A 7064-nucleotide genomic window follows, 5' to 3' on the forward strand; every position below is an offset into this window, starting at 1 on the left:
AGGAGTCATTCCCATGTCAGATCCCCAGGACGCCCGACAGCTCGTCGTCTTCACCCTCGGTGACGAGGAGTACGCGCTGCCCATCAGCTACGTCCACGAGATCATCCGCTACACCGCGCCGCGAACCGTCGCGTCGGAGGACGCGAGCGTGCGCGGCGTCATCTCCCTGCGCGGCAAGATCCTGCCGGTCTTCGACCTCGCGACCCGCCTGGGCATCACGATGAGCGAGCGGGAGGACCGCTGCAAGATCGTGATCGTCGAGACCGGCAGCGACATGGCCGGCGTCGTCGTCGACCAGGTCGAGGAGGTCATGACCGTCGAGCAGGAGCAGCTCGACGCCGGCGGCAGCTGGGACGGCATCTGCGGTGTCGTGATCGACGGCATCGCCAAGATCGACGACCGGCTCGTCGTGCTGCTGAGCCCGGAGGCGATCGTCGCCGTCGGCGCGGACTTCTCCGCGGCCCAGGCCGAGCTCGAGGCCGCCGGTGAGGCGAAGGCCGACGCCGCCGCCCAGGTCGAGGCCCCGTCGTCGGTCGCCGCCTGAGACCGGCACCGGACCGCAGCACTCCCCATGGCGCACCACACCCCCACCCGCGACCGGGTGCTCGTCGCCGACGACTCCGGCCTGATGCGCAAGATCCTCGCGCAGTCGCTCACCGAGAGCGGCTTCGAGGTCATCGGTCAGGCTCGCGACGGCGACGAGGCCCTCGCCCTCTGGCGTGAGCACCGGCCCGACGCGATGACGCTGGATCTCGCGATGCCCGGCATGGACGGCATCGGCGTCCTGCGCGAGCTGCGCAGGGACAGCGCATCCGTCCCGGTCGTCGTCGTCAGCGCGTTCAGCCCCGCCCACGGCGCCCGCGCGGTCGACGCGCTCGCCGAGGGCGCGTTCGACCTCGTCGCCAAGCCCGCGGTCGGAGCGGGGATGGACACGTTCGCCGGCGAGCTCGCGGACAAGGTGCGTGCCGCGGCGGGATCCATCCGGCGCCGCGGATCCTCGATCGCCCGTCGCCCCGGGACGGTCCGACCGGCGAGCCCCCCGCGCATCCGCCCGCCCGCTCCGACCCGGACCGGGACGGAGCGGATGGTCCTCATCGTCTCCTCGACCGGCGGTCCGCGTGCGCTCGCGGAGCTGATCCCGCAGCTGCCACCGCAGCTCGGGCAGGGTGCCCTGATCGTCCAGCACATGCCCGCCGGGTTCACGAACTCGCTGGCGGCGCGCCTGGACAAGGTCTCGGCCCTCGCGGTCACGGAGGCGCAGACCGGTGACGTGCTCGCTCCCGAGCGCGTGTTCCTGTGTCCCGGAGGCAGCCACCTGCGGATCGGGAAGGACCGTCGGCTGGTGCTCAGCGACGCACCGCCGGTCGGAGCGCTGCGCCCGCGCGCGGACCTCACGATCCAGGACGCGGCGGACCTCTTCGGGTCCCGGCTGCTCCTGGTCGTCCTCACGGGGATGGGCCGCGACGGCGAACAGGGGGCGGCAGCGGTGAAGCGGGCCGGTGGCCGCGTGATCGTCGAGGACGAGTCCACCTGCACCGTCTACGGCATGCCGCGCGCGGTCGCCGAGGCCGGTCTGGCCGACCGTGCGGCCCCGCTGCACGAGCTGGCCGCGATCATCGCCGAGGAGGCGGTCCGATGAGAGACACAGCGCGCCGGACCACCTCGTCGCCGACGGCGCCGCCCGCGGCGTCGCGCGCCCGGAGCGTCGCGACCCGGGACCCCTACCCGGAGTTCACCGCCGGGCTGCGGCGCCTCACGGGGATCGACCTCGACCAGTACAAGCGCCCCCAGATGGAGCGGAGGATCCGCAGCTGGATCCGCGCCCGCCACGGGGACGACGACCTGCTCACCGAGCTGGAGCGCCTGCGTCGCGACGACGCCGAGCTCGACGCGTTCCTGGACCGGATGACCATCAACGTCAGCCAGCTCTGGCGCAACCCCGAGCAGTGGGAGCGACTCGCGCAGCACGTCCTCCCGGAGCTGCAGCGGCGCGGCTCACTGCGGATCTGGAGCGCCGGCTGCTCCTACGGAGCCGAGGCGTACACGCTCGCCGCCCACGTCCTCGACGCCGGAGCCGGCCGGCGCGGACAGGCCCACGCCGAGATCACCGGGACGGACATCGACGCCCGCGTCGTGGCCCGCGCCCGCCGCGGGGTGTTCTCGGCGGCGGACGCCCGCGACGCGCCGAAGGCGGCCCTCGAGCGCCACTTCGAGCGCAACCCGGACGCCACCTGGAGCGCCCGGCCGGACCTCCGGGCGTTGGTGCGCTTCGAGCAGGGCGACCTGCTCAAGGTGCGCCCGAAGCCCGCGCACTACGACCTGATCCTCTGCCGCAACACGGTCATCTACTTCACCGAGGAGGTTCGCGACGCGCTGCACGCGCGGCTGGCCGAGGCCCTGCGCCCCGGCGGCTACCTCGTCGTCGGGGCGACCGAGCGTGTCGCGAACGCGCCAGCCCTCCGGCTCGCGCCGGCCTACCCGTTCACGTACCGGAAGGAGGGGTGACGATGGACACCTCCGAGTACCTCCCGATGTTCCTCGCGGAGTGCCGCGAGCACCTGCAGGAGCTCAACATCGCCGTCGTCAAGCTCGAGGAGTCCCCCGACGACCGGGACACCCTCGACGAGATCTTCCGCGCCGCGCACTCCCTGAAGGGCATGAGCGCCACGATGGGGTTCGAGGGCATCGCCAGGCTCACGCACCAGATGGAGGACGTGTTCGAGCTGCTGCGGCAGCGCAACGCCTCGCTGCCGGCGGCGGTCGTCGACGTGCTCCTCGAATGCCTCGACGCCCTCGAGGCGGCGATCGACGCCATCGACGGGTCCGGAGGCGAGAGGATCGACCCGGACCCCCTGATCTCGCGGCTCGCCGCGCTGGTGCGCGACGACGACGTCGACGACCCGCTGGCGGGACCCGCGGACGCCTCGCCTGCTCCCGTCGTGATCCCCGAGCTCGCCGACGGCGAGCGGGTCGTGCACGTGCGCGTGACGCTCAGCGACGACGTCATGATGCCCACCGTCCGCGCCTACATGGTCCTCGCGGCGATCGCCGAGCACGGCGCGGTGGTCTCCAGCGCGCCGGCCCAGGACGCGATCGACGACTTCGCCGGCAAGGTCGTCGAGGCGACCGTCGTCGCGATCGCCGAGGACGCGGCCCTCGAAGCGGCGATCCGCGCCGTCGACGACGTGAAGGACGTCCGCCTCGGCACCCCGGACCCGGACGCCCCGGTCACCCCGGCCGGACCCCTGGAGGTCGTCGGCGGACCGTCGCGCTCCGACGCGCCGCAACAGGACAGGACCGCCGCACCGGGCTCCGGCGAGGAGGCGCCGCTGACCAAGAAGGCGGCCACCACCGTGCGCGTGGACGCCGAGCGCCTGGACCAGCTCATGCACGCCATGGGCGAGCTCGTCGTCCAGCGGACCCTGGTGGAGGGCCTCGCCTCCGAGGCCGACATGCCCAGCCTGACCCAGGCCGTCCAGGAGCTCACGCGGACCTCGCAGGCCCTGCAGTCCATGGTCATGCAGATCCGGATGATCCCGGTCGAGGCCGTGTTCCTGCGCTTCCCGCGGCTCGTGCGCGACGTCAGCAGCAAGCTCGGCAAGCAGGTCGAGCTGGAGATCGTCGGGCAGGAGACCGAGCTGGACCGGACCGTCGTCGACGCGCTCGGCGATCCGCTGGTGCACCTGATCCGCAACTCGCTCGACCACGGCCTCGAGCCGCCGGACGAGCGGACCGCGGCCGGGAAGCACGCCACCGGAACGCTGCGGATCACCGCCCGTCACGCGGGCGGGAACATCGTGATCTCCGTCGCCGACGACGGGCGCGGCATCGATCCGCAGAAGGTCGGCGAACGGGCCGTGCAGCGCGGTCTGATCACCGCCGAGCAGGCGGCGACGCTCGATGTCCCAGGGGCGATCGAGCTGCTCTTCGCACCCGGCTTCTCGACCGCCGAGAGCGTCGGCGACCTCTCCGGTCGCGGCGTCGGCATGGACGCCGTGCGGACCAAGATCCGGGCGCTCGGCGGCGAGGTCGTCGTGACCGCCGAGCCCGGTCAGGGCACGACCGCCGAGATCCGGCTGCCCCTCACCCTGGCGATCATGTCGGCCCTGCTCGTCGAGTGCGACGGGCTGCCCTACGGCATCGCGCTGAACCGGGTCGAGCGCACGCTCCTGGCCGAGGACGCGGTCGTGCGGTCCGTCGCCGGGCACCGCATGCTCGTGCTCGAGGACGAGGCGATCCCGCTGATCCGCGGCCGCGAGGTGTTCGGTCACAAGGACCCGGCGGACGGATCCGAGGTGCCGGCCGACCGCCACCTGGTCCTCATCCGGGCGTCCGACCGCTCCCTGGCGCTGTCGGTCGGCCATCTCGTGGGTCAGACCGAGCTGGTCACCCGCCCGCTTCCGGCCGGCGTCGCCGACGCCGCGGCCGTGTCGGGCGCCGCCGTCCTGTCGAGCGGGGCGATCGTCCTGCTCGCCGACTGCGACGCGCTCACCGACGGACTTCCCACCACCCCACGCGCCATGGAGGCCACGCAGCGATGAGCACCCAGCCCAGCCCATACACCGAGCTGCAGCTGGACGCGCTGCGCGAGCTGGCGAACATCGGCTCCGGGCAGGCGGCTGCCGCGCTCTCCTCCCTGCTCGGGAAGGCCGTGGACATCTCCGTGCCGACCGCGGCGCTCCTGCCGCTCAACGACGCGGTCGCCGTCGCCGGCGAGCCCGACGACGAGCGCCACGGCATCCTGGTGCCGATCGTCGGCGACATGCTCGCCTCGGTCGTCCTGCTGGTTCCCGACGCGGACGCCCACACGCTGACCGCCGTGTACGGCCTCGACCCGCACAGCGCCGACGGCCGGTCGATGCTGCAGGAGGTCGGGAACATCGTCGGCACGTCGTACATCAACGTGCTGGCGCAGATGACGGGCATGGCACTCGAGCCGTCGCCGCCCCAGGTCACGCACGACATGCTCGGTGCGATCCTCGCGTCGGTCCTGCTGGGTCGCGGCAGCGACCTGGAGGTCGCGCTCATCCTCGACAGCGACCTGCGGGTCGAGGAGGAGGAGTGCTCGATCTCGTTCCTCCTGCTGCCCGACACCGGCGGCGTCGACGACCTCCTGACGCGGATCGGGCTCTGAGCCGGTGCTCACGGCCGTGTCCACCGAGCACCTCGCGCGCATGGGCGAGCAGGTCGTGTCCGCGGTCGCGGGCGACGTGCTGGCCTGCGTCGGCCTGGGCTCGTGCATCGGGCTCGCGCTGATCGACCGGCGCGCGGACGTGGCCGGGCTCGCCCACATCATGCTGCCCGAGGCGCCGGCCGGCGCGCCCGCGAGCGGCAAGCACGCGGACGTCGCGGTCCCCGCGCTGCTCGACGCGGTCCTCGCGGCCGGCGGGGCACGCCACCGCCTCGACGCCGTCATCGTCGGGGGCGCGGCGATGTTCTCGTTCGGCGGCTCGACGGGATCGCCCGCGCAGGAGATCGGCCGCCGCAACGAGGAGGCGGTCCGCCGGCTGCTCACCGCCCAGCGCCTGCACCTGCGGGCCGAGGCCGTCGGCGGGACCCGTGGTCGCACGATGCGCGTGCGGATCGGCCAGGGCGTCGTGACGGTCAAGGAGGCCGGCGGCCGGGAGAGCGTGCTGTTCGGCAGCGCCGATGCCGCAGGCCTGCGGAGGGCCGCGTGATGAACGACTTCCTCTCACCCGACGAGATCGAGAAGCTCTTCGAGCGCGCCTCCGACGGCAACCTGCCGATGGAGACCGACCGGCATCAGACCGGCGGCCGCCGGGCCCGCTGGCTGCGGACCGTCGACTTCACGCGTCCCACGAAGTTCTCGACCGATCAGGAGCGCCGTCTGCGGCGCCTGCTCGACGCGTTCTGCCAGAGCGCGACCACGCGCCTGGTCGCCGAGCACCGCCTGCCCGTGGAGTTCGAGGTCATCGACGTCCAGCAGCTCACGTGGGCCAACGCGTTCGCGCTGCTGCCCGACAACTCCGTGCACGCGACGATCGCGACGCAGCCGCACGAGTCCAAGATGCTGCTGAGCGCCGAGCGCGCGTTGCTGTGCACCGCGCTGGAGGGCCTGCTCGGGGGGCGGGCGGAGGACCCGATCGCCGAGCGCGAGCTGAGCGACCTCGACCTGATCCTCGTCCGCCGCTTCATCGGGACCCTCGTCGAGCTGATGTCCGGCAGCTGGTTCGACCTCGCCGAGGTCACGCTGGAGACCGACCGGATCGACACCCAGTCCGAGGCCGTCCAGGTGGCCCCCGGGAGCGAGCCCACGCTCGTCCTCACCATGGAGGCGCGGCTGCACCGGGTCACGTCGACCGTCGCCCTGCTCGTGCCGTTCTCGGCGATCGATCCCGTCGGGGCCGCGTTCAGCCGCCGCGAGGAGGACGAGGGCCGCCACGACCCGTCGTCCAAGCGGGCGCTGCGCGCCGGGCTCGAACGTGTCGACGTGACCGTCCGCGCCGAGGTGGCCCAGACCACGCTCACGCTCGAGGAGATCCTCACGCTCAAGCCCGGCGACCTGGTGGCCCTCGACGGACGCGCCGGTGACGACGTCACCTTGTGGGCCGACCGCACCCCGGTGCACCACGCCCGGGCCGGCCGCCACGCGGGCCGCCGCGCCGTCCAGCTCACGACCCCGGTGGTGCCCGAGCCATGACCGAGACCGCCCTCCTGCGCCTCGGCGGATCGACCGCCGACGCCGTCGCCGACGTCCTGGAGACGTTCGCGCCCGGCCAGGTCCAGCCCGGGGCCGTCAGCGTGGTCCCGGCCGGCACGCACCCGCTCGCGGACCTGCCGCTCCCGGCCGTGCTCGCGGACGTGTCGTTCGTCGACGGTGTCTCCGGCGGCAACGTCCTGGTCATGTCGGTCGCCGGTGCCCGCCGCCTCGCCGCGGTGATGATGGGGAGCGAGCCCGACGACTCCGCGGGCGGCGACGAGCTCTCCGAACTGGAGTTCAGCGCGGTCGGCGAGGCGATGAACCAGATGATGTCGGCCGCCGCCATGGCGACCAGCCGCGTGCTCGACGAGGAGGTCGAGATCGCGCCGCCCGACGTGCGCCT

At 73.2% G+C, this 7064-nt stretch carries 8 protein-coding genes; all 8 read left to right on the plus strand.

Annotated elements, in window-relative coordinates:
- The coding region (locus ABYE80_RS14995; protein ID WP_372791094.1) for a chemotaxis protein CheW at nucleotides 1-544 on the plus strand (544 nt) is incomplete at its 5' end.
- Nucleotides 545-571: 27 nt separating this feature from the next.
- Nucleotides 572-1639, plus strand: coding sequence for a chemotaxis-specific protein-glutamate methyltransferase CheB (gene cheB, locus ABYE80_RS15000; RefSeq protein WP_372791095.1), 1068 nt, complete (start codon nucleotides 572-574; stop codon nucleotides 1637-1639).
- The gene (locus ABYE80_RS15005; RefSeq protein ID WP_372791096.1) at nucleotides 1636-2505 is read left to right on the plus strand and encodes a protein-glutamate O-methyltransferase CheR; all 870 of its coding nucleotides are present in this window, start codon (nucleotides 1636-1638) and stop codon (nucleotides 2503-2505) included. Before cheB ends, ABYE80_RS15005 begins: the two co-directional genes overlap by 4 nt.
- Nucleotides 2506-2507: 2 nt before the next feature.
- Nucleotides 2508-4541: an Hpt domain-containing protein gene (locus ABYE80_RS15010; RefSeq protein ID WP_372791097.1), complete on the plus strand. Its 2034-nt coding sequence runs from the start codon at nucleotides 2508-2510 to the stop codon at nucleotides 4539-4541.
- Nucleotides 4538-5134, plus strand: a complete 597-nt coding sequence (locus ABYE80_RS15015) for a chemotaxis protein CheC (protein ID WP_372791098.1) — start codon at nucleotides 4538-4540, stop codon at nucleotides 5132-5134. The genes ABYE80_RS15010 and ABYE80_RS15015 overlap by 4 nt, the downstream gene beginning before the upstream one ends.
- 16 nt (nucleotides 5135-5150) lie before the next feature.
- Nucleotides 5151-5678 carry a chemotaxis protein CheD gene (locus ABYE80_RS15020; RefSeq protein ID WP_372791099.1) on the plus strand — a complete coding sequence of 176 codons (528 nt, stop codon included), beginning with the start codon at nucleotides 5151-5153 and terminating at the stop codon, nucleotides 5676-5678.
- On the plus strand, nucleotides 5678-6661 hold the full coding sequence (locus ABYE80_RS15025) for a flagellar motor switch protein FliM (RefSeq protein ID WP_372791100.1): 984 nt from the start codon (nucleotides 5678-5680) through the stop codon (nucleotides 6659-6661). The genes ABYE80_RS15020 and ABYE80_RS15025 overlap by 1 nt, the downstream gene beginning before the upstream one ends.
- The coding region (locus ABYE80_RS15030) for a chemotaxis protein CheC (RefSeq protein WP_372791101.1) at nucleotides 6658-7064 on the plus strand (407 nt) is incomplete at its 3' end. The genes ABYE80_RS15025 and ABYE80_RS15030, both read left to right, overlap by 4 nt.

The organism is Paraconexibacter sp. (assembly GCF_041602235.1).
GTDB lineage: Bacteria > Actinomycetota > Thermoleophilia > Solirubrobacterales > Solirubrobacteraceae > Paraconexibacter.

Coding starts and splice junctions, on each gene's coding strand:
- ABYE80_RS15005 (WP_372791096.1), top strand. CDS start 1,636: ATGAGAGACACAGCGCGCCGGACCACCTCGTCGCCGACGGCGCCGCCC.
- ABYE80_RS15010 (WP_372791097.1), top strand. CDS start 2,508: ATGGACACCTCCGAGTACCTCCCGATGTTCCTCGCGGAGTGCCGCGAG.
- ABYE80_RS15025 (WP_372791100.1), top strand. CDS start 5,678: ATGAACGACTTCCTCTCACCCGACGAGATCGAGAAGCTCTTCGAGCGC.
- ABYE80_RS15015 (WP_372791098.1), top strand. CDS start 4,538: ATGAGCACCCAGCCCAGCCCATACACCGAGCTGCAGCTGGACGCGCTG.
- cheB (WP_372791095.1), top strand. CDS start 572: ATGGCGCACCACACCCCCACCCGCGACCGGGTGCTCGTCGCCGACGAC.